Raw genomic sequence first — 22,000 nt, forward strand, 5'->3', positions numbered from 1 at the left:
CCGCCGATCCGACCAGGACGGCCGACGCCAGCGCCAGCGCCGGTCCCGGCTCGGTGGGCAGGTCGAACAGCCGGGCCGCGGCGACTGCCGACCCGGCGACGGCGAGTCCGGCAGTGGCCGTGACGACGCGCTGCCGATGGCGTACCAGAGCCAGCACGCCGACCACGACGGCGGCCGCGCCGCCGGGGAGCCAGTACCGCAGACCCCAGCTCGCGGCGACCGCCACCGCCTGGACGCCGATCGCGGCGAGCAGCACCACGGCGAGCCCCGCCGTCGCCGCAACCCGGGTGAGCCGTTCGGTAGCCATGCCCAGCACGCTAGGAGATCGCGGGCCGGGCCGAACCGGCCGAAAGTAGGGTCCGCCGCGCGCCGGACCCTGCTCCGGACCGATGCCCGCCGGTCCGGACGTGCCCAGGATGAGTCGCATGCATCCACCACTCGCCCTGCACGCCGAGCGGCTGACCAAACGGTACGGCCGCCGCACCGCGCTTGCCGACTGCGACCTGAGCGTTCCGCGCGGGCACGTGGTCGGCCTGGTCGGCCCCAACGGCGCCGGAAAGTCCACGCTGCTGCAACTGGCCTGCGGGCTGATCGCGCCGACCTCGGGCACGTTGACGGTGCTCGGCTCGCCACCGGCCGCCGACGCCGCGCACCTGGCCCGGGTTGGTTTCGTCGCCCAGGACACGCCGGTCTACGCCTCCCTCACCGTCGCCGAGCACCTGCGGATGGGCGCCTGGCTGAACCCGTCCTGGGACTCGACGCTGGCCCGGCGGCGCGTCGACGAGGTCGGCCTGGACCCTGCGCAGAAGGCGGGCCGGCTCTCCGGCGGCCAGCGCGCGCAACTGGCCCTCGCGCTGGCCGCTGCGAAACGTCCCGAGCTGCTGATCCTCGACGAGCCGGCCGCCGCGCTGGACCCGCTTGCGCGCCGCGAGTTCATGCACGGGCTGGCCGGTTTCGTGCGGGAACTCGGCGCGGGCGCGGTGCTCTCCTCGCACCTGCTCGGCGATGTGGCGCAGGTCTGCGACCACCTGGTCGTGCTCTGCGCCGCCCGGGTGCAGGTGGCCGGTCCGGTCCCGGACCTGCTCGCCACGCACCACCGGACAGCCGCGGCGCCCGCCGGGGCCGAGGTGGTCTGGGCCGAGCCCGGCCGCGTCGTGGTCCGGGGCCCGGCGGTACGCGACGACGCGCCGGTCACTCTGGAGGAACTGGTCCTGGCGTACCTGTCCCGGGCCGCCACCCGCCCGGCGGTGACCCGGTGATCCGGATGACGGTGCGGCAGTTCCGCCTCCCGGCGCTCGTCGGCGCCGCCCTGCTGGTGCTGGCCGGCGCCTACCTGCTGCGCCTCGGCGCGGACATCCGCGGCGTACCGGATCCGGCCCGGCTGCCCGACCGGTACGCGCAGACGATGCTGTTCCTCGCCGGCGGCTTCGCGCTGGTGCCCGCGCTGATCGGGGCCTTCTGGGGCGCGCCGCTCGTCGCCCGGGAACTGGAGCAGGGCACGCACCGGCTGGTGTGGAACCAGAGCGTGCCCCGCCGCCGCTGGCTGGCGGTCAAGCTGGCGGTGCTCTCGGCCGCCGCCGCGCTCGTCGCCGGTGTGCTCGGTGCGCTGCTGACCTGGGCGGCCTCGCCCGTCGACCGGGTCGCCGGCGACAGGTTCAGCACCGTGCTGTTCGGCGCGCGCGGCGTCGCGCCGGTCGGGTACGCGGTGTTCGGCCTCGTCCTCGGCGTGGTGGCCGGGCTGCTGCTGCGCCGCACCCTGCCGGCGATGGCGGTGGTGTTCCTGGCCGTGGTGGTGGTGCAGCTCGCGGTGCCGAACCTGCTGCGCCCGCACTACCTGCCGCCGGAGCGGGTCACCGTGCCGATGACCGCCGACACCGTCAACCGGGCCCGCAACCTGGGCAGCATCACCGGCTCCCCGGTCGTCGGCGGGCTGGACGTGCCGGGCGCCTGGGTCACCGACATCAGCTCACTGCGGACCGCCGACGGGCGGCAGCTCTCCGACGAGGCGTTCGGCACCTGTTTCCGCGATCCGCCGCGTACCGGCGCCACCGGCGCGTTCGGCGACACGGCGGTCTGTCTCGGCGCGCTCGACCTGCACGTGGACCTGGCGTACCAGCCGAACCGCCGGTTCTGGGCGTTCCAGTGGATCGAGCTGGCGCTGCACCTCGGCGCGGCCGGTCTGCTGGCGGCGTTCGGCCTGTGGCACGTCCGGAGACGGGCCGGCTGAGCGGACGGGGGCGGACGGTCCGGGCGCCACGCGCGCCCGGACCGCCGTACCTAGCGCTTCAGCAGCGCACGCAGCGCCTCGGCGATCTCGCCCGGCGCCTCCTCGGCCATGAAGTGCCCGGCCGTGGTGGTGCGGTGCTCCAGGTCCGGGGCCCACGCCCGCCACACCGCCGCCGCGTCGTAGCCCAGCGCGGCGCCCCAGTCCTGCTGGACGACGGTGGTAGGCATGGTCAGCCGCCGCCCGGCGTCCCGGTCCGCCCGGTCGTGCGCCACGTCGATCCCGGCCGACGCCCGGTAGTCGGCGACGATCGAGTCGACCGCCTCCCGGGAGGCCCGCAGGTACTCGGCGCGCACGTCGGCGGGCATGGCCGCCGGGTCACCGGCCCAGGCGTCCAGGAAGTGCCCGAAGAACGCGTCGGCGCTGCCCGCGATCATCGTCTCGGGCAGGCCGGGCGGCTGCGCCATCAGGTAGAGGTGGAACGCCACCGCCGCTGAGGCGCCGTGCAGCACGTCCCACATGTCGAGGGTGGGCAGCACATCAAGCGACGCCAGGTGGGTGACCGCGTCCGGGTGGTCCAGGCCGGCCCGGACCGCGACCAGGGCGCCCCGGTCGTGCCCGGCGAGCGCGAACCGCTCGTGGCCGAGCGCGCGGGCCACCGCCACCACGTCGGCGGCCATGGTCCGCTTGCTGTACGTGTCCTCGGTGGCGGCGGCCGGCTTGTCGCTGGCGCCGTAGCCGCGCAGGTCCGGGCAGATCACCGTGTGCTCGCCTGCCAGGTCGGCGGCGACGTGCCGCCACATCAGGTGGGTCTGCGGGAAGCCGTGCAGCAGCACGACCGGGCTGCCCGAGCCACCCACTGCCACGTTCAGCGTCACGCCCTCGGCGACCGGAACGCGCTGGTAGTCGAATCCCGCGATGGCGGTGCTCATCTCGATCCCTCTTTCGTCTCGTCGTACCGGTCCAGCGTGGCGGCGCCGGATGAGCAACCGATGAGCGCGATACGGTGACCCCTGGTCGAGGAGGGTCGGTGCCTGTCGGTTTCGGTGTGCTGGGTCCGGTGACGGCCTGGGACGACGCCGGTGCGCCGGTCGACCTCAAGGGGCCCCGGCACCGGGCCGTGCTGGCGCGGCTGGTCGCCGCCCGGGGCCGGACCGTGCCGGTCGGGCAGATCGTCGACGACCTGTGGGACGACCCGCCGGCCGGCGCGGTGGGCGCCGTCCGCACGTTCGTCGCGGCGCTGCGCCGCCGCCTGGAACCGCACCGTCCGCCACGCGAGCCGGCCCGGCTGCTGGTCACCGACGGACCGGGGTACGCGCTGCGCGCCGAACCGGACACCGTCGACGCCTGGCGGTTCGAGGACACCGTCACCGCAGCGGCCGACACGCCGCCCCGGGCCGCGCTCGACCGGCTCGACGAGGCGCTGAGCTGGTGGCGCGGACCCGCGTACGCCGACTTCGACCAGCCGTGGGCACACGCCGAACGGTCCCGGCTCGACCAGATCCGGCTGACGGCCGTGGAGCGCCGGGCCGAGGCGCTGCTGGCGCTGGACCGGGCCGCCGACGCCGTACCCGATCTCGACGCCCACGTCGCGGCGTACCCGTGGCGGGAAGAGGGGTGGGCGCTGCTGGCGTCGGCGCTCTACCGGGCCGGGCGGCAGGCCGACCCGCTCGCCGTCCTGCGCCGGGCCCGGGAACTGCTGCGCGACCAGCTCGGCCTCGACCCGGGACCGCGGCTGCGGCGGTTGGAGACCGACCTGCTGCGCCAGGCCGAACCCGAGCCGACCGGTCCGGCGCGGGTCTGGGCGGAGACCGCCGCCGCGTACGAGCGCAGTGTGGTGCCCGGCGCGCGGGCCCGGCTGGAGTCGACTGTCGGAATGCTGCGCAGCCTCGCCGTCACCGGGCCGGGCGGACTGGAGGCCGCCCGGGACCAGCGTGAGGCGGCCATCACCGCGGCCGAGCACCTGGGCGACCCGGAGTTCACCGCGCGGGTGATCGGCGGGTACGACGTACCGGCGATCTGGACCCGCTCGGACGACCCGGCGCAGGCGGCCCGGGTGGTCGCGGCGGCGGAGCGGGCCCTCGCCGGGCTGGGCCCGGACGCGCCCGAGGCGACCCGCGCCCGGCTGCTGGCCACCGTCGCCATCGAGTCCCGCGGTACGGCGTCGCCCGGACCGGCGCAGGCGGCGCGGGAGGCGGAGGCGATCGCCCGCCGGGTGGCCGACCCGGCGCTGCTGGCGCAGGCGCTCAACGGCGTGTACATGCAGACGTTCCACCGGGCCGGGCTGGCCGCCGAGCGGGACGCGATCGGCGCCGAACTGGTCGCGCTCGCCGCCCGGCACGGCCTGGCCACAGCCGAGATCCTCGGGCACCTGATCCGGGTGCAGGCGCGCGGCGCGCTCGCCGACTTCACCGCCGCCGACGCGCACGCCGACGCGGCGGACCGGCTCGCCGCCCGGCACGAGAGCCCGCTCGTCGGCGTGTTCACCGGCGGCTACCGGGCCATGCGGACAGCCGCCACCGGAGCCGCGTACCCGGACGCGGAGGCGGCGTACCGGTCGTGGGCGACCGGACTGGCCGGCTGCGGCATGCCCGGCGTGGAACGCGGGCTGGCGCCGCTGGCGCTGCTCTGCCTGCGGGTGTGGCACGACCTGCCGGCCGTCTTTTCGGCGGACACGGACTGGGGCCCGTACGCGCCCTGGGCCCGCCCGCTGCTCCTGCTCGCCGACGGCCGCCGGGACGAGGCCACGGGGGCGTTGCGGCGCACCCCGGCGCCGCCGCGTGACCTGCTCATGGAGGCGCTGTGGTGCCTGACCGCGCGGGCCGCCGTAGCGCTGGGCGACCGGGACGCGATGCTGCGGGCCCGGTCCGCGCTCGCCCCGGCCGTGGACGAACTGGCCGGGGCGGGTAGTGGCCTGCTCACCGTCGGGCCGGTCGCCGTGCACCTGGACCGGCTCGACGCCGCACTCGGATGACCGGCGGTCAGGACCGTTCATGACGGCGGCTCGGATGGAACGCGCCCTCGGCTAGGGTGCGGCGATGGACGAGCTGAGGCACCTGTTCCGGCGCGCCGCCGACCACGCGGCCGACTACCGGCTGTCGCTGCCGGAGCGGCCGGTCGGCGTACCCGTGGACCAGGCCGTGCTGAACGAGGCGTTCGCCGGCCCGCTGCCGGACGCGCCCACGCCGCCCGAGCGGGTCCTCGCGGAGCTGGTGGCCGCCGCCGAACCGGGACTCGTGGCCACCGCCGGGCCGCGCTACTTCGGCTTCGTCGTCGGCGGCGCCTCCCCGGCCGCGACCGCCGCCGACATGCTGGCCGCCGGATGGGACCAGATCGCGTTCAACGCGGTCACCTCCCCCGCCGCGGTGGCCGCCGAGACGGCCGCCGGGACCTGGCTCAAGGAGTTGCTCGGCATCCCGGCGACCGCGTCGACCGGTTTCGTCACCGGCGGCCAGGCCGCCAACACCGCAGGGCTCGCCGCCGCCCGCCACCAGGTGCTCGCCGACGCCGGCTGGGACGTGGAACGACGCGGCCTGCCCGGCGCGCCGGCGGTCCGCGTGTTCGCGGGCGCCGAACGGCACGCCACCATCGACAGGTCGCTGCGCCTGCTCGGCCTCGGCACCGACGCGCTGCACCCGGTGTCCACCGGCCCGCAGGGCGCGATCGACCCGGACGCGCTGGCCGCGGCGCTGCGCGACGCCGGTCCCGGACCGACGATCGTCTGCCTTCAGGCGGGCAACGTGAACACCGGTGCGTGCGACGACCTGCGCCGCGCCTGCGACCTCGTCCATCGGCACGGCGGGTGGGCGCACGTGGACGGCGCGTTCGGGCTGTGGGCGGCCGCCAGCCCCGCCACCCGGCACCTGGTGGACGGGCTGGAGACGGCCGACTCGTGGGCCTGCGACGGCCACAAGTGGCTGAACCTGCCGTACGACACGGCGTTCGCGTTCTGCGCCCGGCCCGACGTGCACGCGGCGGCCATGTCGTACGCGGCCGCGTACCTCGTGGGTTCCGGTGGTGCGCCCGCGGGCGCGGACCTGACCGCGGAGTCCTCGCGCCGCGCCCGTGGGTTCGCGGTCTGGGCGGGCCTGCGGGAGCTGGGCCGCGACGGCGTCGCCGCGCTGGTGGAGCGGTGTTGTGCGCTGGCCCGGCGGTTCGCCGACGGGCTGAGCGTGGCCGGGTTCGAGGTGGTGAACGACGTGGTGCTCAACCAGGTGCTGGTCGGGTTCGGCGACGACGCGCGCACCGACCGGGTGGTGGCCGCGGTGCAGACCGACGGGACGTGCTGGGCAGGCGGGACGACGTGGCGGGGACGCCGGCTGATGCGGATCTCGGTGTCGAACGCGACCACCACGGAGGCGGACGTCGACCGGTCGGTGGCGGCGATCGCCCGGCTGGCTCACGGGATCGGCGGCGAGCTGGTTCACTGAGCACCGTGACGTGGCGGCGGGCGGCTTCGATGGTGGCGGTGAGTGCGAGCAGGTTGGTCTGGTCGGCGATGGAGCGGATTACCGTCAGCACNGGGTGGCGTTGGTGGCACCAGCACCCGCCGTACGGGCCGGAAGCGCTGCACCTCCGCTCGTCCCTGGAGTTCGTCCGCTACGAGGAGGCGCAGGCCGCACTCGGGCCGGCGTACCAGGCGCCGGTGACGTCCGACGGTGACCAGCTGGTGCTGGGCCGCGTGTCGTGGCAGAAGCCACCGGCACCGCTTGAGGGCGGGTACTTCGCGCTGTTCCTCATCGACAAGCGCACCGATCTCAAGCCGTCGGTGTTCGCGGTGAACGCGCCGCAGGAGAGCGTCGGCATGGGCAGCGCCGGTGTGGAGAACAGGATCCCCGACCGCTACCCGTGGTTGCGCGGCGCGGGCGACATCCGGGTCAGCGAGCACGAGTGGCTCAGCGTCGGCAGCCGCCTGGGGATCGTCGACGCCGCCGCCTCACCCCTGACGTTCGTCGTCCGGTTTCCCCACCTGGAGAGACACGAGCGGGTACACCCGATCGCCACCGCGCCCGTGACGTTGCCGGACCTGCTGCTGGCGCTCGTCTACATGGGACCGGACGGGCAGGTGTACTGGGCGCAGCGGTTGCAGGGCTGACCGATCGAGCGTGTCAGCGCCGACGACGTCGAGGATCCTGACCGCACCGGAGGGCTTCACATGCGCGTCGTGGCCCGCCGGATCGGGCAACAGCCGACAGCAGGCGGCCCGCGCTAGCCCTCGTCACGCACGCCGCACTGCATCCAGACCCGCACGTTCTCGATCACCTCGGTCCTCCCGTCGAGGGCGTCGCGCACGTCGGCGGCGAACGTCGCCCGCTGCCGCGAGGACGGCAACCGTTCGGCCGACATGGCGGAGAAGACGCCGCCGACCATGTCGTCGACGGTGAGCGGCGCGTCGTACCGCACCGATGTCTCCTCGTAGCGGTAACCGGCACGCACGAGCGCCTCCCGGTTGCGCCGACGCCCGGCCTCGTCGGTCTGGCATCGTCCGGTCACCGGGTGGCCGAGCATCCGTTCCAGGCAGCCGCGCAGTGCGGCCGACCATTCGGTGTCCTGCATCCACAGCGGTTCGCCGTTGGTGACGACGGCGATGCCACCTCCGGGGCGCAACAACGGCCGGGCCGCCGCGAACAGGGCGTCGCGGTCCATGAAGTGAATGGCGACGGCGACGGTCAGCGCGCCGACCGTTCGCTCGCCGACCAGCCGGGCCAACGCGGGCACATCACCGTCACCGCCGAGCACCCAGGTGGCGTTGGCGGTCCCCCGGTCCACTGCGGTTCGCCGGGCGATCGCCAGCATGTCCGGCTCGGGATCCATGCCGATGACCGCGCCCACCCGGTCGGCGAGCGGAATGCTCAACTGACCGGTGCCGCAGCCGAGGTCGACCACCGTGTCGTCGGCACCGAGCTGGAAGGCTGCCGCCAGGGCGTCGAGCACGTCGGGCGGATAGCCGCGCCGATGCCGTGCGTAGTAGGTCGCCACCTCACCGCCGAAGCCCGTCGCCATGCCGGCAGCCTGCCCGCCCCAGTCGTCTCCGAGCCAGCATTTCTGCTGAGGGCAGGCCCCCGAAGCGCTTGTCCCCCGTGCGAGCTACCCGCAAGTGTCCACCGCACGGTGACGATTCCCGGTCTGCGAATCCATAGCGTTCCAGGTGAACCGCGGCGCTCCGGCCGCGGACCTCCCGAAGGAATCGTCATGCGTGTGGTGAAGCAGTTCCTGGCCGTCGTCGCGGTCAGTCTCGTCGGCAGCCGGGCGGTCGTCGCGGCACAGGACAACGCCTGGCTCAGCCTGATCCTCGGCGTCGCGACCGCCGCGGCCGCGATTCTGGTGTACGGGTGGGTGGTGCGCCGCACCGAACGCCGCGAGGTGACCGAGCTGGCCCGGGACGGCGCGGCCGCAAGGCTCAACCGCGGGGTGCTGATCGGGTTCGCCATGTTCGCGGCGGTCATCGTCAACATCGCCCTCATGGGCGGTTACCACGTGCACGGTCTCGGCTCGGTGTCCGGCGCGGTGGGCATCTTCGGGTTCATGGCCGCCGCGGCGGTGACCGAGGAGCTGATGTTCCGCGGTCTGCTGTTCCGCCTGGTCGAGGAGCGGCTCGGTACGTGGCTCTCGCTGCTGCTGACCGGCGTACTGTTCGGCCTGATGCACCTGCTGAACCCGGACGCCAGCCTGTGGGGCGCGACAGCCATCGCCATCGAGGCGGGGTTCATGCTGGCGGCCTGCTACGCCGCGACCCGCAACCTGTGGGTGCCGATCGGCCTGCACTTCGGCTGGAACTTCGCCGCCGGCGGCGTCTTCAGCGTCGTCGTCTCCGGCAACGGCGACTCGGCGGGTCTGCTGGACGCCAGCACGTCGGGTTCGACGCTGCTCAGCGGCGGCGACTTCGGGCCGGAGGGCAGCCTCTACACGGTGGCGGCCGGGGCGGCGCTGACTGTGGTCTTCCTCTGGCTGGCCCACCGCCGCGGCCACATCGTGCGGCGCCGCCGCCGTGCGGTCGAGGCCCCGGCGGAGAGCGTTACGGTCTCCTGATGATCACCCGACGGATGCTCCCGGACTCGTGGCGGCACTGGCCCGTCACGGTCCGGGATCTCCCGCTCGCCCTGGTGATCGCGCTCGCGGCCGTGACCCCACCGCTGCGTGGCATCGGTACGCAGCTCGGCGACCTGCCCGCGCGGCCCTTCGACGCGCTCACAGTGGTGGTGATCGCGCTGGAGTGCCTTCCGCTGGCGCTGCGCCGCAGCCGTCCGGCGCTGTCCCTCGCCCTCGTGTCACTCGGCTTCGCCATCGACCAGGTACGCGCGTACCACACCTTCGCGGGCGCCGCGCTCGCCGTCGCACTGCTGAGCGCTGGCACCCACCTGGACCGAGGCCGCCGTACCACGGTGCTCGTCGGCTCCCTCGCGTACGTCGGACTGGCCGTCGCCCTCGACCGGCAGGGGTCGACCGAAGGGGTGGTCGGCTTCGCCACGTTCTACCTGCTGCTGGCGCTCGCCTGGGGCACCGGGTCATGGCTGCGGCAGAGCCGCGCCGCCGAGGCCGAGCGCCGCCGGCACGTCGCCGAGACCGCCCGCGCCGCCGAACGGTCGCGCATCGCCGGGGAGCTGCACGACGTGGTGACCCACCACGTGACGGCGATGGTGGTGCAGGCCGAGGCGGCCCGCTACCTGACCGCCGCGCCCGACCGCCTCGACGCCGCCCTGACCGCCGTCACCGACACCGGCCGCCGCGCCATCGGCGACCTGCGGGTGCTGCTCGACGTGCTCAACCCCGACCACGGTACGGAGGCACGCACCCCGCCCGTCGGCGAGCTGCACGCCCTGGTGGAGCAGACCCGCCAGGCCGGGCAGCCGGTGGAGTTCACGCAGGAGGGCAGCCCGGCGGAGGTGACCGGCGGCGCGGAGGTGGCCGCGTACCGGGTGGTCCAGGAGGCGCTGACGAACGCCCTCAAACACGCACACGGCCGCCCCACCACTGTGCACGTACACCATGGCGACAGGGAGATCACTGTGGAGATCAGCACGGACGGTCCCGGCACGCGCACCGCGGGTCCGGGCGGAAGCGGACGCGGCCTCGCCGGGCTGCGCGAGCGCGTCACGCTGCTCGGCGGCGAATTCGACGCCGGACGCCGGGCCGGCGGCGGCTTCGTGGTCCGCGCGCGCATCCCCACCGGGAGCGCGTCGTGACCGCCCCGATCCGGGTGCTCGTCTGCGACGACCAGGCGCTGATCCGTACCGGATTCACCACCATCATCGACGCGCAGCCGGACATGGCCGCGGTGGGTGAGTGCGGCGACGGCCGCGCCGCTGTCGACCTCGCCGGGCGCCTGCGGCCCGACGTGGTGGTGATGGACGTACGCATGCCGGTGCTCGACGGCATCGCGGCGACCCGCCTGCTGGCCGGCGCCGGCGTCGCCCACCCGGTCAAGGTGCTGGTGGTAACCACGTTCAACCTCGACGAGTACGTCTACGAGGCGCTGCGCGCCGGCGCGAGCGGGTTCCTGCTCAAGGACGCCCCACCGGCGCAGCTGCTGCACGGCATCCGCACCGTCGCCTCCGGCGCCGCGCTGCTCGCGCCCGAGGTGACGCGGCAGCTCGTCGGCCGGTACGCCGCGCGCATCCGCCCCGCCGAGGGCACGCCGGCGGACGTGGGGCTGACGCCGCGCGAGCTGGAGGTGCTGCGGCTGATCGCCGACGGGCTCTCGAACAGCGAGATCGCGGCGCGGTTGGTGATCAGTCAGGAGACGGTGAAGACGTACGTGTCGCGCATTCTGACGAAGCTGGACCTGCGGGATCGGGTGCAGGCGGTGGTGTACGCGTACCGCACCGGCCTGGTGACCTGAGTACGGATCCGCGGGCCGTGTCCGATCCGCGTCATCGGCGGCGCTTGTTCAGGCTCGGCAGACCGCCGGAAACAGTCCGGACGGTGCCATCCGGATTGCTGCGGACCCGCTTGGGCGGAGCCTCGTTGACACGCCGCCCGGCCAGATCCGCAGCGCTCAGCGTGACCACGACCGGATCCCTCGCCAGCCACTCCCGCAGCTTGAGCAACGCCTGCTCGATGTCGTCGATGCCCGTCAGCGAACGGATCGCCGGCAGCGCCCTGGCCGGGTCAACGAGCAACAGCTGGGCAACCTCCGCAGCGCTCAGTTGCCGCGGAGTTACGTCTCCCGTCGGCACGAGGGACGCGTGGATCATCCCGTCGTCCAGCCAGAGCCACATCGGCCGCTTACCGTCACCCGCCTTGATCCGCGGCGGAACCGGGTACGCCTGCCGCCTCGACTGAGCAGGAACGGTGGTACGCAACGCGGCGGGTGCGCCCGGCGGCGTAGCGGGACGCGCCGGCCGGGTGGTCGCGGGTCGTCGCGCTCGTATGAACGCGTCTGCGTGTACCCACTGATCAGGCGCGAACCAGATCAGCAGGATGGCGCCCACGCGCGGCGATGCCGGGTCCGCAATCGTGATCCGCGCATACCGCCGCGCGTGATCGGCTGCCGGCAGTGGTCGGATGTCCACGACTGCGGGCAGCGGGATCCGTCGGGTGTCCGGCTTCCACCAGAGAAGGAACCGTCGCCGCCGAAGGACGAGATGCTCCCCCTCGAATGCCGCGTTCCAGCGCCTCCCGATCAATTCGACCACCCCTCACTCCGTTCCGACAGATCCTGTCCAAGTCATCGACTGTCGGAGCCGGCCAGCTGGAGCTCCTACCGGTCCGTCTCGCGGTCGACGGCGCGCACGACGGCCTGGAAGGCATCCGCCGTGAGCCGGTCCCCCGGCGTCCAACCGTGGGCGATCATGCGACCGCCCGGGGTCGATCCGAAAGCCCACGAGCCGGCTGTGGCTTTCTTCCCCACACCTCGCGTACAGACGATCTCCCCCGCTGACGGCATCCAATCAGCAACCACGGTGGGAAGGTCAGGAAGAGCGTCACGAATGCAATCCTGGTCAGCGGATATTCGGCCGCCAATCCTCCAAACCGACACAGGCCTACGGCGTTTCACCTCCGGACGTAGCGGCTCGGCCAGCGCCGATCGAACGGCCGACATCCAGGTGGCGTCGCGAATGATGTCTTCACTCTCCGGCACCCCTACGGTAGGACGAATGTTGACGGCCGGGATCGACCTTGCAGCAGAGGACTCGAGTACAGCGGTGGCCTGGATCCGGTGGACAGCGAAAGGCGGGATGCTCGAAAACCTGATCGTCGGCGCCGATGACACGGAACTTCTTCACACGGTCTCGACGGCGGACAAGGTCGGAATCGATTGCCCTCTGGGCTGGCCTGTACCGTTCGTCGACTTCCTCGTGTCTCACCATCGGGGTGAGCTCGCCGTCGCAGCCGATCTGAGCGGGCGTGCCTGGCGCAGAAGCCTCGTTTGGCGGCGCACTGACAAGGTGACCCACACACTGATCGGCCGGCCTCCGTTGACTGTGGCAGCAGACAGGATCGCCCACATGGCCATGCGATGTGCCGCCCTGCAGGCGCGGCTCGCCGAGGACGGCCAGCGGGTTGACCGCACCGGCACCGGCACCCTCGTCGAGGTGTACCCAGCGGCGTCGCTGAAAAAGTGGGGTCTCCCCTACCGGGGGTACAAGGGCTCGCGTAACGGAACCGCCCTCGGCGAGCTGGTGGACAAACTGATCACCGCCGCTCCCTGGCTGCACCTCGGCGCGTTTGAGCGTGAGTGTCGTAGCACCGATCATGCTATTGACGCGGTGGTGGCTGCTCTGACCGCTCGGGCGGCGGCGGTGGGTCAGGCAACCCGGCCCGGACCAGCCGACCTGGCCACCGCTGCTGTCGAGGGCTGGATCGCCGTGCCGAATGAACCGCTGGCCAGCCTCATCGACCAAAGTGCGAGGCGGACGACGTGACGGTCTTTACGGAACATGCCACCCGGTCAGGACGTGCGGTGTCGTCGAAGAGTGCTCGTACCCCGAAGGTCCGGGCGAGGGTGACGGCGAGGTCCCGCTGGTCCTGGCCGTTGGCGTCGAGGAGTTCGGTGTCGCCGGTCAGCATCCAGCCGAACCTCTCGCCCGCATCAGGCGAGGTACGCATCGCCACCGGGCGGGGGGTCGTCCGCGGCCCAGTCATCGATCCGCCCGATGTAAACCGCGTCAGGTGCGATGCCGTACTCCCGTTCAAGGAAAAGGCGGAAGCGTCCGCCGGCAACTTGCCCTCGAAGTGAATCTGATACCGCACCCTCTTCTGCTCCCGGTTCCTCTCGTTAGGAGAGATGCCTCCGACGCCCGCCGGTCAAGACTCACGTGTCGAACCTTCTCACCGGGCTGGGCTCCCGTGACCGGCCGGCCCGCGGTGTCAGACTGCCGACATGGACGATTTGACGGCTCTGGTGCGGGCGTTCGCGGAGGAACGTGACTGGCAGCGGTTCCACACGCCGAAGAACCTCGCGATGGCACTCGCCGGCGAGGTCGGGGAACTGGTCGCCGAGTTCCAGTGGCTGACCCCGGAGCAGGCCGCCACGGTGATGGACGACCCCGAGGCGGACGCACGTGTGCGGGCGGAAATCGGCGACGTCATGATCTACCTGACGAGACTGGCGGACGTCCTCGGCATCGACCTGACGGAGGCCGCAGTCGCCAAGTTGGCCGAGGTGTCCGTCCGCTATCCGGCTGGAGAAGTCAGAGGTTCTGCGGCCAAGCGATAGCGGGGCGTGCCGGAGAATGATCTCTCCGCTACAGTCCACCCGGTACAAGCGCGTAACGACGGGCTTCCGGTCGTCGCCGGACACGCCCCCCATGCGCACGATCATTTCGTGCTGCCCGGGGGCAAGTCGTGTCAGCATTTCGCACCTCCGCCGACGGACTGCTGCGCTACGCGGCCGGTGGCGCCCTCGCCGACCGGATCGCGGAGCACATCGGGCACAACGTGAGCGCCTCCGAACGGCGGTCCTGGGAGCGGAGCCTGCCGGTGCTCGCCCAGGATCTCGCCGACGCGGGTCTCGGGCAGGTCGAGATGCTGGTGGAGTACCAACTCCCGCTCACCAGCAAGCGGATCGACGTCGTCCTCGCCGGAACACATCCGAAGACGGCCGAGGACTCCTACGTCGTCGTGGAGTTGAAGCAGTGGTCCCGGGTCGAGTCGTACGAGGGATCAGAGAGCCTGGTCCTGGTCGAGCACGCCGCCACCCCTCGGCTGCATCCGGGCGTGCAGGTCGAGGACTACTGCGAGTACCTCGCGGACTTCCTCGGGGTGCTCGCCCATTCGCGCAACCCGATCGTCGGGGCCGCCTACCTGCACAACGCCGTCGACCGCGACATCGACGACCTCTTCGCCCGGCCAGCAACGGAGCAGAGCCGGATCTTCACCAAGCAGCGCCGCGGCCGGTTCCTCGACTACCTGCGCAGCCACCTGGCCCCCGGCTCCGGCGCGGCCGCCGCGGACCGCTTCCTCACCAGTTCGGTACGCCCCAGCAAGCATCTGCTCTCCTACGCGGCCGCCGAGCTGAAGGACCGGTCCCACTTCACCCTGCTCGACGAGCAGCGCCTGGCGTACGAGCTGGTGCTGCACGCCGTGGAGCGTGCGCGCAGCGCCGACCGCAAGTCGGTAGTGGTGGTCGCCGGTGGACCGGGCAGCGGCAAGAGCGTCATCGCGTTGTCGGTGCTCGGTGAACTGGCCCGGCAGCAGCGCTCGGTCATGCACGCGACGGGTTCCCGGTCGTTCACCCAGACGCTGCGGCGATACGCGGGCAAGGGCTCGACCCGGTTGAAGAACCTGTTCGGTTACTTCAACAGCTTCATGACCGCCGAGCGCAACGGCCTCGACGTGTTGATCTGCGACGAGGCGCACCGGATCAGGGAGACGTCGGTCAACCGGTTCACCCCGAAGGCGAAGCGGGACCGTGCCCGGCCGCAGATCGACGAACTCATCGCCGCGGCCCGGGTACCGGTCTTCCTGCTCGACGATCACCAGGTGGTCAAGCCGGGTGAGCTGGGGAACGTCGACGTCATCTCCACGTATGCGAAACAGCTCAATCTGGACATCGAGGTCGTGTCTCTGCACGATCAGTTCCGGTGCGGCGGCAGCGAGGCGTACGAGGAGTGGGTCGTCGACCTGCTCGGCCTCGACGGTGGCAAGCCGTCGGTGTGGGCCGGAGACGGACGCTTCGACCTGCGGCTGGCGAGTTCGCCGGAGGAGATGGAGGCGTTCCTGGCCGCGAAGCAGGCGGCCGGGGAGACGGCGCGGATGTCGGCCGGGTACTGCTGGCCGTGGAGCGACCCGCTGCCGGACGAGTCCCTGGTCGCCGACGTACGGATCGGTGGTTGGGCGCGTCCCTGGAACGTGAAGAGCGACCGCAGCGTCGGCGACGCGCCGGGCAGCGCGTTCTGGGCCACCGATCCGCACGGTTTCGGCCAGGTCGGTTGCGTTTACACCGCACAGGGCTTCGAGTACGAGTGGTCCGGTGTCATCCTCGGACCCGACCTGGTCGCCCGCGACGGCCGGCTGGTGACCCAGCGGGCGGAGTCGAAGGACCCCGCATTCCGCAGCCGCAAGTCGCTCAGTGACGCGGAGGCCGACCGCCTGATCCGTAACACCTACAAGGTGCTGATGACGCGAGGCATGCGCGGCACGATCCTGTACTCGACGGACGCCGAGACCCGGGCATGGCTCAACTCGCTGATCCGCGTGGAACGTGGTCTCGAGACGATCTACGAGCCGAGCGGCGGTTCATAGCTCCCAGGGAATTGCCGGTTCGGGGCACGGCCGGGTCAGCAGTCGCGGGCCCAGTCCGGCGGCGGTACGACGGCGAGCTGCGGCTCCCCACTGATCGGTTCGAGCGCGTGCACGATCCGCAGGTCCCCGTCGGCGGCGGCGTCGGGGTCGGTCAGCACCCGGCCGCTGCTGCCGTCGGCGTTGACCAGCACCCACCGGTCGGGGTGGATGCCGCCGTCGTCGACGAGCGCCCGTACGCCGAACGCGCGGGCGATGGTGACCGCGAGGTCATGTTCGCGCAGACCGGTCACGGTGGCCAGCTCGGTGTCGCCGGTGAGGATCCAGCCGAATCCCTCGTCCCCGTCGGGCGGGGTGAGCATCGCCGCCGGCCGAGGATCGTCGACGGCCCGGTCCTCGATCCGCCCGACGTACACGGCCTCCGTCGCGACGCCGTACTCCGTCAGCAGGAACAGGCGGAGGGCGTCCGCCGGCAGCTCGGCGTCGAAGTGGATCCGATACCGCACTCTCTGCCCCTCCCCAAGGTCCACAGGTAACGCGTCACAGTGCTTGCCTCGGCAGCCCGCCGGGGAGTTGGCTGTCGTGTATGGCCCGCATCGCGTACCACGACGCCGACGCCGAGGCGTTCGCCGCGACCCGGCACCTCACCGACGACGGTCTCACGGCTTGGCGGACCGCCGTCGCCCGGCACCTCGTACCGCGCCCGGGGATGCGACTGCTCGACCTGGGCGCCGGGACCGGTAGCTGGGCACACGCGTTCACCGGCTGGTTCCCCGGCGTCGAGGTGGTCGCCGTCGAACCGTCGGCGGCGATGCGCGCCCGCTGCGCGTTCGCGCCACTGGTCGCAGGCAACGCCGGACACATCCCGCTGGCCGACGGGAGCGTCGACGCCGCGTGGCTGTCCACAGTCATCCACCACGTGCCCGACCTGGCCGCGGCGGCACGCGAGCTGCGCCGGGTGCTGCGGCCCGGTGCCCCGGTGCTGATCCGGTCCGCGTTCGCCGGACGGCACGAGGCGATCACGCTGTTCGACTACTTCCCCGAGGCCGTTCGCGTGCTGGACACGTACCCGGGTATCGCCGACGTCGAGGCCGCCTTCGCGGCCGCCGGCTTCGCCACCGCGGCGGTCGAGCAGGTTCCGCAGGTCACCGCGCCGTCGCTGCGGGAGGCGGCGGCCGGCCTGCGCCGGGAGGCGCACACGCCGCTTCAGCTGATCACCGACGCGGAGTACGCCGCCGGCGTCCAGCGGTTGCACGACGCAGCACAGGCGGACAGCGGCCCGGTGATCGACGCGCTGGACCTGCTGGTGCTGCGCTGATCCCGGTGTCAGGCCCCACCCGAGGTTAGGGTGGGGCGATGGATCATCGCCAGTGGACGGTCGTCGGAGCGCCGTCGAGCGCCGGTGCCCACACCCCCGGCATCGAGCGCGCACCCGCCGCCCTGCGCGCCGCCGGCCTGCTCGATCTGCTGGGCGCCGACGTCGAGGACGCCGGTGACGTGCCGGGCTTCCGGTGGCGGCCGGATCCGGCGTACCCCAGGGGTCAGAACGCGGGCGCGGTGGCCGCCGTCGCCTCGGCGGTGGCCGACCGGGTCGCGGCGGCGGTGCGCCGGGGGCGTGCGCCGCTGGTGCTCGGCGGCGACTGCACGGTGACCGTCGGCCTGGTCGCGGGTTGCGCGCGGGCCGGGCTGTCGCCCGCGCTGGTGTACGTGGACGGCGGGCCGGATCTCTACACGCCGGAGACCCGCGCCAACGGCAACCTGGACGCGATGGGGCTTGCGCACATGCTCGGCCTGCCGGGAACGCTGCCCGAGGTGGCGGGCGTCGGGCCGGAGGTGCCGCTGCTGCCGCCGGAGCGGGTGGTGGTGTACGGGGACTCGCTGCCCCGCGGTGACCACGAACGCGAGCTGGTGGCCGAGCTGGGGCTGGCGTACGTGCCGGCTGACGAGGTGCATGCCGACGCGCGGGCGGCGGCGCGCCGGGCCCGGTCGGTGGCCGAGGGCGCGGCCGACCGGTTCGTGGTGCACTTCGACGTGGACGTGCTGAGTTTCGTGGACGCGCCGCTGGCCGACGTGCCGGAGCCGTTCGGGCTCAGCCTCGGCGAGGCGGCGGCGACGCTGACGGAGCTGGTGGCGAGCCCGCGGTTCGCCGGGTTGTCGGTGACCGAGATCAACCCGGATCATCTGCCCGACGACGAGCTGCTCCCCCGGTTCGCCGGCGTGCTGGCCGGGGCGCTGACCGGGCGCTAGGCGGTTTCCGCGAGGTGCAGCGGCAGCACCTTCGCGGCGCTCACCGCCAGGTCGCGGTCGAGCACCTCGTCGCGGGGCACGAAGACCATCGCCTGTCCCTCGCCGAGCACCACGTCCTCCTGGCGCGCGTCGGTGGCGCCGCGGAAGACGTACACGGTGACGGTGTGCGGAAAGCCGTCCTCGTGCGGGCGGGGGCCGCTCCACAGCAGGTGCAGCTCACCGGCGGTCAGCCCGGTCTCCTCGCGTAGCTCGCGCCGGGCGGCCTGCTCCGGTGTCTCGCCGGGCTCGATGCTGCCGCCGGGCAGGCTCCACTGGTACGGAGACACCGGCGCGTTGCCGTCGCGGTGCTGCATGAGGATCGCGCCGGACGGGTCGACGAGCAGGACGAGAGCGACGTCGTATGCGGCCACGCCTCGAGCCTGCCACGCGGCACCGGCGACGCACAGTCCCCGACTTTCCGCCACGCCGATCGAAAGTCAGACTCGAAGCACCGAAAGCCATAGACATATCGACATGTCTTTTGTAGCGTCGGCGCACAGGCGATAAGGAGTACGACCATGTGCTACGGATTCGACGGACAGACGGCGCTACGGCAGTCGCTGGACCGGCGCGACCTGCTGCGCGGCTCCCTGGCGGCGCTCGCCGGAATCGGCCTCGCCACCGGGCTCGGCGCGACCGCGGCCCAGGCCGGCGGGGACCATCACGGCCGGCGCCCGGTGCCGAAGGAACTGATCAGCCTCCAGCTCTGGACGGTCCGCGACGCGCTCAACGGCTCGCCCGGCTACGACGCGACGCTGGCGCATCTGGCCCGCATCGGCTACCCGCGGGTCGAGCTGGCGCTCGGCTACTTCGGCCGTACCGCCCGGGAGCTGCGCCGCTTCCTGGACGGCATCGGCATCAAGGCCAGCTCCAGCCACGACGGCATCGCCGCCGACGCCGCCGCGCTGGAACAGAAGATCGCGAACGCCCGGACGCTGGGCCAGCGGTTCATGGTGGTGCCGTACCTGAACTCCGACCGAGAGGACGACTGGAAGCGCTGGGCGGAGCAGATGAACGTCGAGGCCGCCGCCGCGCGCAAGGCGGGCCTGCGGTACGGCTACCACAACCACGCGCACGAGTTCACCATCGACTTCGGCAACGGCAGGCGGCCGTGGGACGTGCTGACCGAGGAACTCGACCCGCGCCTGGTGCACCTGGAGATCGACATCTACTGGGCGGTCACCGGCGGCATCAACTCCGGCGAGGGCGTCGACGACCCGGAGGGCTTCACGCTCGACGTGATCCGCTCGGCGCCGCAGCGGGTGTTGCAGTACCACGTCAAGGACCGTGACCCGGCCACCGGCGACATGGCCGACCTGGGCACCGGGATGATCGACTTCGCGCGGATCTTCCGGGGGCACCAGGTGATGGAGTACATCGTGGAGAACGACACCCCCGACGTGACGCCGCAGCAGACCGCTGCCGTCGGCTACCGCTACCTGCGCCGGCTGCGGTTCTGACCCGCGGCGGGGGCACTGACCACCGCCGGACGTGACACGCTCGGGGGTGGCCGCGCCGACCGAGGGGGTACGCGATGACCGACGAGCCGGACGACGTCCACTACGACCGCCTCTATCGCGACGCCGAGCGCCCGCCCTGGGAGATCGGCGGCCCGCAGCCGGCGCTCGCCGCGGTCCTCGACACCGGGGTACGCGGCCCGCGCGTGCTCGACGTCGGCTGCGGCACCGGTGAGCTGGCGCTCGCGCTGGCCCGCCGCGGCCACGACGTGACAGGCGTCGACATCTCACCGGTGGCGATCGACCAGGCCCGGGCCAAGGCCGCCGCGGCGGGCCTGCCGGTGCGCTTCGAGGTGTGCGACGCCACCCGGATCCCGGTGCCGCCGGTGCCGTACGACTCGGTGTTCGACTCCGGCCTGCTGCACTCGCTGGACCGGCGGGGCGCTGCGGTACGCGACTACCTGGCGCTGCTGCCGCGCCTGACCGCGCCCGGTGGTGCGGTGTTCGTCCTGGCGGTGTCGCCGGAGGCGGGCGAGGGCTGGGGCCTGGACGTGGACACGCTGCGCGCGGCCTTCCCCGACCCGCTCTGGACGCAGGTGACGGCCGAGCCGATCGACGTGCTCGCGAGGGTCGGCGGCGCGGACCTGCGCCTGGCCGGCAACCTGCTGCGCGCCACCCGCTCCCCCGCCGGCCCGTAGCGCGCCTGGGTGGAACGGCGTCAGCGACGCCACTGCTGGCGTGGCGAGTAGCCCTCGCGGCGCAGCCAGTGTTCGGTGTAGACGATCCGGTCGGCCTCGATCACGACGAGCGGGTCCTCGGGCGGCTCGGACAGCGACCGGCCCCGCTCCGCGTGCTCGTTCTCCCAGCGGAACGCGGCCCAGTGGCGGGCCCGGTCGGGGTGCTCGGGGCCGAGCACCCGGGCGGTGCCGAACACCTGCGCGCCACGGCTGCTGGCCAGCCCGACCAGCGGCGCGAAGACGCCGACCGACACCCGCGGATCGGCGGCGATGTTGCGCATCTTCGGCGAGCGTGGGGCGGCGGTGAACATCAGCGTGAAGTCGAGCGGGTAGTAGCGCACCGGCGTAGCAAGCGGCCCGTCCGGCCCGACGGTGGCGAGCACGCACATGTTCTGCGACGACAGCAGGTTGAGGATCCGTTCCTCCAGGCGGTCCCGGTCCAGCTTCCTCGTCGGCGTCGGACCGGTCAGCCAGGGGTTCGTCAGCGGCACGGGGTGTCCTCGATCATGCCGGCACCCTACCGGCCGGGATCAGGCGACCGGCGCGGTGCTGGCCCGCATCACGACCTCGCCGGGCAGGCGCACGATCCGGCGGCGGCGACCGGCGTTCTCGGTCAGGGCCAGCTTCATCGCCTCCTCGCCGAGCCGGTGCAGCGGCAGCGCCACTGTGGTCAGCGGCGGGGTGAGGTCACGCACGACAGGGATGTCGTCGAAACCGGCGATCGAGACGTCGCCGGGCACCGACAGCCCGCGGTCGCGCAACGCCGCGTACGCGCCGACGGCCATCACGTCGGTGCACGCGAAGACGCAGGTGGCGTCGAGCCCGCGGTCGAGCAGCTCGGTCATCGCCCGGTAGCCGCCGTCGCGGGTGAACGCCGCCTCGGCCACCGCGCCCGGGTCGAGCGTGACACCGGCGGCGGCCAGCTCGTCGCGGAACCCGGCGAGCCGGTCGGCGACTGTGGTCAGCTCGGGCGGGCCGGAGAGCACCGCGAAGCGGCGGTGCCCCAGGCCGAGCAGCGCGCGGGCGAGCTCGGCGGCGCCGGCCCGGTTCTCCGGCAGGACACTGTCGACCTTCAGGGTGCGGTGCCGGCTGACCACCGCGACCCGGCCACCGCCGTCGAGGTAGGGCGCCAGCTCGGCGGCCATGGCCCGCTCCCAGCGGGGGTCCTCGAAGCCGGAGCCGATGAGCAGGATCGCCGGGGCGCGTTCGGCGCGCAGCATCGACACGTACGCGATCTCGCGTTCCGGGTCGCGGAACGTGCTGGCCAGCATGACCAGCAGGTCGTTGTCGGCGGCGACGCGCATGACGCCGCCGGCGACGGCGGCGAAGTAGGGGTCGGTGACGTCGTGGCAGACGACGCCGACGCTGCGGCGGGACGCGCCGGCGAGCGCGCGGGCGTGGGCGTTCGGGGTGTACGCGAGCCGTGCGGCGGCGGCCAGGACGCGGTCGTGCAGGTGCGGGGTGACGCGCCTGCCGTTGAGGGCCCGGGAGGCGGTGGCCAGTGAGACGTCGGCCGCCCTGGCCACGTCTTCCAGCGTCACGTGCGACATCGATGCGTCTCCCTGCGGAACGTCTTGACCCGGTGTTCCGGCGTGGCTACGGTAGCACCCTGA

The 22,000-nt window shown here is 73.0% G+C and carries 22 protein-coding genes and 1 pseudogene; 14 read left to right on the forward strand and 9 right to left on the reverse strand.

What is annotated here, in order from left to right:
• Positions 1–307, reverse strand: a pseudogene (locus ABD52_RS12475) (sensor histidine kinase); the annotation flags it as partial.
• Between the two features lie 118 nt (positions 308–425).
• Here ABD52_RS12475 and ABD52_RS12480 point away from each other — a divergent pair.
• A complete protein-coding gene (locus tag ABD52_RS12480) occupies positions 426–1,259 on the forward strand; it encodes an ABC transporter ATP-binding protein (protein ID WP_047891895.1) in 834 nt (277 codons plus the stop codon).
• A gap of 5 nt (positions 1,260–1,264) precedes the next feature.
• On the forward strand, positions 1,265–2,227 hold the full coding sequence (locus ABD52_RS12485; protein WP_235437448.1) for an ABC transporter permease subunit: 963 nt from the start codon (positions 1,265–1,267) through the stop codon (positions 2,225–2,227).
• A gap of 50 nt (positions 2,228–2,277) precedes the next feature.
• Here ABD52_RS12485 and ABD52_RS12490 read toward each other — a convergent pair whose 3' ends face one another.
• The gene (locus ABD52_RS12490) at positions 2,278–3,156 is read right to left on the reverse strand and encodes an alpha/beta fold hydrolase (RefSeq protein WP_047891897.1); all 879 of its coding nucleotides are present in this window, start codon (positions 3,154–3,156) and stop codon (positions 2,278–2,280) included.
• A gap of 98 nt (positions 3,157–3,254) precedes the next feature.
• Between ABD52_RS12490 and ABD52_RS12495 the strand changes: the two genes are divergently transcribed.
• Together ABD52_RS12495 and ABD52_RS12500 are read left to right on the forward strand one after the other, a co-directional pair.
• Positions 3,255–5,198, forward strand: a complete 1,944-nt coding sequence (locus ABD52_RS12495; RefSeq protein ID WP_047891898.1) for a BTAD domain-containing putative transcriptional regulator — start codon at positions 3,255–3,257, stop codon at positions 5,196–5,198.
• A 64-nt stretch (positions 5,199–5,262) separates the two neighbouring features.
• Complete coding sequence (locus ABD52_RS12500) at positions 5,263–6,654, forward strand: pyridoxal-dependent decarboxylase (RefSeq protein ID WP_047891899.1); 1,392 nt, start codon at positions 5,263–5,265, stop codon at positions 6,652–6,654.
• A 778-nt stretch (positions 6,655–7,432) separates the two neighbouring features.
• On the opposite strand, the gene ABD52_RS12510 is transcribed toward ABD52_RS12500, so the two are convergent.
• The gene (locus tag ABD52_RS12510; RefSeq protein WP_047891901.1) at positions 7,433–8,227 is read right to left on the reverse strand and encodes a class I SAM-dependent methyltransferase; all 795 of its coding nucleotides are present in this window, start codon (positions 8,225–8,227) and stop codon (positions 7,433–7,435) included.
• A 189-nt stretch (positions 8,228–8,416) separates the two neighbouring features.
• On the opposite strand from ABD52_RS12510, the gene ABD52_RS12515 reads away from it, so the two are divergent.
• From ABD52_RS12515 to ABD52_RS12525, 3 genes are read left to right on the forward strand one after another with little or no spacing between them, the layout of a single operon-like run.
• Positions 8,417–9,253: a CPBP family intramembrane glutamic endopeptidase gene (locus ABD52_RS12515; protein WP_047891902.1), complete on the forward strand. Its 837-nt coding sequence runs from the start codon at positions 8,417–8,419 to the stop codon at positions 9,251–9,253.
• Positions 9,253–10,407, forward strand: coding sequence for a sensor histidine kinase (locus ABD52_RS12520; RefSeq protein ID WP_047891903.1), 1,155 nt, complete (start codon positions 9,253–9,255; stop codon positions 10,405–10,407). The genes ABD52_RS12515 and ABD52_RS12520 overlap by 1 nt, the downstream gene beginning before the upstream one ends.
• Positions 10,404–11,063: a response regulator transcription factor gene (locus ABD52_RS12525; RefSeq protein WP_047891904.1), complete on the forward strand. Its 660-nt coding sequence runs from the start codon at positions 10,404–10,406 to the stop codon at positions 11,061–11,063. Before ABD52_RS12520 ends, ABD52_RS12525 begins: the two co-directional genes overlap by 4 nt.
• A gap of 31 nt (positions 11,064–11,094) precedes the next feature.
• Here the strand turns inward: ABD52_RS12525 and ABD52_RS40750 are convergent, their stop codons facing one another.
• Positions 11,095–11,859: a hypothetical protein gene (locus tag ABD52_RS40750; protein ID WP_235437449.1), complete on the reverse strand. Its 765-nt coding sequence runs from the start codon at positions 11,857–11,859 to the stop codon at positions 11,095–11,097.
• Between the two features lie 462 nt (positions 11,860–12,321).
• Here ABD52_RS40750 and ABD52_RS12535 point away from each other — a divergent pair, with 462 nt between their 5' ends.
• A complete protein-coding gene (locus ABD52_RS12535) occupies positions 12,322–13,089 on the forward strand; it encodes a DUF429 domain-containing protein (protein ID WP_047891905.1) in 768 nt (255 codons plus the stop codon).
• Here ABD52_RS12535 and ABD52_RS39045 read toward each other — a convergent pair.
• On the reverse strand, positions 13,058–13,279 hold the full coding sequence (locus ABD52_RS39045; RefSeq protein WP_143766957.1) for a hypothetical protein: 222 nt from the start codon (positions 13,277–13,279) through the stop codon (positions 13,058–13,060). The two genes, ABD52_RS12535 and ABD52_RS39045, sit on opposite strands and share 32 nt — an antisense overlap.
• A 268-nt stretch (positions 13,280–13,547) precedes the next feature.
• Here ABD52_RS39045 and ABD52_RS12540 point away from each other — a divergent pair, with 268 nt between their 5' ends.
• Positions 13,548–13,883, forward strand: coding sequence for a nucleotide pyrophosphohydrolase (locus ABD52_RS12540; protein ID WP_047891906.1), 336 nt, complete (start codon positions 13,548–13,550; stop codon positions 13,881–13,883).
• Between the two features lie 128 nt (positions 13,884–14,011).
• Positions 14,012–15,910: a DUF2075 domain-containing protein gene (locus ABD52_RS12545; protein ID WP_047891907.1), complete on the forward strand. Its 1,899-nt coding sequence runs from the start codon at positions 14,012–14,014 to the stop codon at positions 15,908–15,910.
• A gap of 35 nt (positions 15,911–15,945) precedes the next feature.
• Here ABD52_RS12545 and ABD52_RS12550 read toward each other — a convergent pair whose 3' ends face one another.
• Entirely contained in the window at positions 15,946–16,413 is a 468-nt protein-coding gene (locus ABD52_RS12550) for a hypothetical protein (protein WP_082171281.1), read from the reverse strand.
• An 80-nt stretch (positions 16,414–16,493) separates the two neighbouring features.
• On the opposite strand from ABD52_RS12550, the gene ABD52_RS12555 reads away from it, so the two are divergent.
• On the forward strand, positions 16,494–17,225 hold the full coding sequence (locus tag ABD52_RS12555; protein ID WP_047891908.1) for a class I SAM-dependent methyltransferase: 732 nt from the start codon (positions 16,494–16,496) through the stop codon (positions 17,223–17,225).
• A gap of 38 nt (positions 17,226–17,263) precedes the next feature.
• Positions 17,264–18,154: an arginase family protein gene (locus ABD52_RS12560; RefSeq protein ID WP_047891909.1), complete on the forward strand. Its 891-nt coding sequence runs from the start codon at positions 17,264–17,266 to the stop codon at positions 18,152–18,154.
• On the opposite strand, the gene ABD52_RS12565 is transcribed toward ABD52_RS12560, so the two are convergent.
• On the reverse strand, positions 18,151–18,564 hold the full coding sequence (locus ABD52_RS12565; protein WP_047891910.1) for an NUDIX domain-containing protein: 414 nt from the start codon (positions 18,562–18,564) through the stop codon (positions 18,151–18,153). The genes ABD52_RS12560 and ABD52_RS12565 overlap by 4 nt on opposite strands.
• Positions 18,565–18,711: 147 nt before the next feature.
• Here ABD52_RS12565 and ABD52_RS12570 point away from each other — a divergent pair, with 147 nt between their 5' ends.
• Both ABD52_RS12570 and ABD52_RS12575 read left to right on the forward strand, forming a co-directional pair.
• Positions 18,712–19,653, forward strand: coding sequence for a sugar phosphate isomerase/epimerase (locus ABD52_RS12570; RefSeq protein ID WP_047891911.1), 942 nt, complete (start codon positions 18,712–18,714; stop codon positions 19,651–19,653).
• A gap of 74 nt (positions 19,654–19,727) precedes the next feature.
• Entirely contained in the window at positions 19,728–20,348 is a 621-nt protein-coding gene (locus ABD52_RS12575; protein ID WP_047891912.1) for a bifunctional 2-polyprenyl-6-hydroxyphenol methylase/3-demethylubiquinol 3-O-methyltransferase UbiG, read from the forward strand.
• 20 nt (positions 20,349–20,368) lie between these two features.
• On the opposite strand, the gene ABD52_RS12580 is transcribed toward ABD52_RS12575, so the two are convergent.
• Positions 20,369–20,878: a pyridoxamine 5'-phosphate oxidase family protein gene (locus tag ABD52_RS12580; RefSeq protein ID WP_047891913.1), complete on the reverse strand. Its 510-nt coding sequence runs from the start codon at positions 20,876–20,878 to the stop codon at positions 20,369–20,371.
• A 39-nt stretch (positions 20,879–20,917) separates the two neighbouring features.
• Positions 20,918–21,937 (reverse strand): LacI family DNA-binding transcriptional regulator, encoded by a 1,020-nt coding sequence (locus ABD52_RS12585; RefSeq protein WP_047891914.1) that lies wholly within the window; start codon positions 21,935–21,937, stop codon positions 20,918–20,920.
• Between the last annotated feature and the right edge of the window lie 63 nt (positions 21,938–22,000).

The organism is Micromonospora sp. RV43, from assembly GCF_001029515.1.
Lineage (GTDB): Bacteria > Actinomycetota > Actinomycetes > Mycobacteriales > Micromonosporaceae > Micromonospora > Micromonospora aurantiaca.